The sequence below is a fragment of the Cryobacterium sp. N21 genome (assembly GCF_002929575.1).
Lineage (GTDB): Bacteria > Actinomycetota > Actinomycetes > Actinomycetales > Microbacteriaceae > Cryobacterium > Cryobacterium flavum.
The window spans coordinates 1-1,972 of record NZ_PJJQ01000031.1; the positions used below are offsets into that span (position 1 = coordinate 1).

The window sequence follows — 1,972 nt, forward strand, 5'->3', positions numbered from 1 at the left end:
GAACGTCAGCGTGCTCTTGGCCTCGGTCACGTCGTCGCTGGGGGCGGTGCCGTCGGGGTCGAGGCGGGCCTGCCATTCCATCGCCTGCGCGCGCAGTACGTCGGGCGCGAAGCGGATGCCTGCGCCGGGGAGCCCGGCGGTTTCCGGGGTGCTGGCCCCGGTGGCGGTCGCGACGAGGGCGCGCTCAACCCGGTCGAGGTCGCCCGGTAGGACCTTCCCCTGCAGAGCGGTGAGGGTGCTGGCGATGATCTCGGCCGATTCCACCCCGAGTTCCCCGCTGGTCAGGCCGTCGGCGATGACCGGGTACCGCGCCGGGACGGGCAGGCCCAGCGGGGTGCGTTCCACCGCGGTCTCACCGAGTTTCAGGCGCCGTTTGGCTTCGCGGCCCGAGATGCAGGCGAGTTGGGTGATGAATTCGACCCGGTTGCGGCATCCGTTTCGGTACGCCAGCGACCCGTTGCCAAGGTCGGTCTCGGCGCGCACGCCGATGTCGGTGGTGGCGCGCGCGCGGTTAATTGGTACTGGGCCCCATCGACCTTGCGGCCGAGCCCCTCCAACGCCGCGAGAACCGCAACAGCTTCAGCATCGTCGAGGTGACCGAACCGCACATCATCAAACGCTGCCGCCAGAATGGCACCGACCTGAGCCACCGCTTCAACGCGAGAACCCTGCGGCATCGAGCCGGCTGTGGCAGGCGGGGCGGTGAGGGTCATGGCGTCGGTGCCTCCTTCACCCACAATTATAGCCGAAATCGCCCCTAAAGGCGAGAGAATCTCAGTAAAATATAGATGAGACTTCAAAAGTTTCTTCTTATCCGCGAGAGTGAGTGAACGGATACTTCAGCAGTCCTGAAACAACCGTTCACCCGCTTTCGAGACCAGTCCGGACGGCGCAGACGGTTCTGCCGCGCGCTCTCCGCATGGCCTCCATCGAGGCGCTCAGAGATACCCGCCCCGTCATCGGCGGGGCCTTGGCGCTCTGCATCGAACGGGCTAGGCGATGACGTCGAGGCCCTGGTTCGTGTAGAGCTGGATATTTGAATTCATACCGATGACCTGATCGTTGCTGTCCAGGCCGAAACCCAGAACGGTGTTCCCGGTCATGATGAAGAACGAGTTGTCCGCCCGTCAAAGAGTTCGGGGTTGGAGGCTCGCAGAGCATCTGCGCTCTTGACGGGGTCGGCCGCGAGCACCAGCGCGACAATCTGGGCATCCGTCGCAACGAACGTGCTCGTTGAGCTGAATCTGAAGATGAGATTCAGCTCGCCTACGTCTGGCTCTTCGGCGTACACCCGATCCAGACGTACGACGGTGCTCGACGCGCGGGCGCCTCCGTCACGCGCAAGCGGGGCCGGCAGAATGTCGGTGACGACGAAGGCTGCCCTGCCGAGCACGGCACCGTCGTTCTCGATCGCATTCTGAAAATTGGGTTGTCAATCGGTGGTGATGTAATCGGAGTTCGCCGCAAACCACTCGGCCGGGGCGACGCTGTAGTTGTCGAGCCGACTGCTGTCCAGAACCTCTTCGGTGAGAATGCGCAGGGCGGCCGGCAAGGCTTCCCTGGCGTCGTCCTCGGTGAAGCCGAATTCGGCCAGGGTCTCGAAGTCGGTCTTGGTGGAGTCGTAGACGGCTGCCTCAGCGGTGGGGCTAATCGTGGTGTGGCAGTAGGTGCCGAACTCGTCGGTCACGTTTTCCAGGCCGACCACGTCGCCGTAGTCCAGTGCGAGTTCGGAACTGCAGCCTGCGCGTGCGGCGGCAGTCGGCTGCGCGATCTGCTCAGCAGGTGTGGCATCCGTTTCGTCGTTCGTGACGGCGGCGCACCCGCCGAGTCCGGCTAAGAGAATACCGGACACAGCGATTGCCAGTGCAGACCGGCTGATTCCGCGAACCGTTCTGCCGGATCGTGCTTCGCTGAACTCCTCGTGCATGCTGTACCTATTTTTAACAATCATTATTGCGTCCCCCCCCCCCCC

General features: G+C 63.9%; 2 protein-coding genes and 1 pseudogene. All 3 read right to left on the bottom strand.

The genetic code is table 11. The features are described 5' to 3' along the window. Positions 1 to 483: pseudogene (locus tag CXY77_RS07305) on the bottom strand (DUF222 domain-containing protein); the annotation flags it as partial. A gap of 616 nt (positions 484 to 1,099) precedes the next feature. Next, a complete protein-coding gene (locus tag CXY77_RS07315; protein ID WP_104090510.1) occupies positions 1,100 to 1,393 on the bottom strand; it encodes a hypothetical protein in 294 nt (97 codons plus the stop codon). Positions 1,394 to 1,432: 39 nt separating this feature from the next. Next, positions 1,433 to 1,852 carry a hypothetical protein gene (locus tag CXY77_RS07320; RefSeq protein WP_140425492.1) on the bottom strand — a complete coding sequence of 140 codons (420 nt, stop codon included), beginning with the start codon at positions 1,850 to 1,852 and terminating at the stop codon, positions 1,433 to 1,435. Positions 1,853 to 1,972 lie beyond the last annotated feature (120 nt).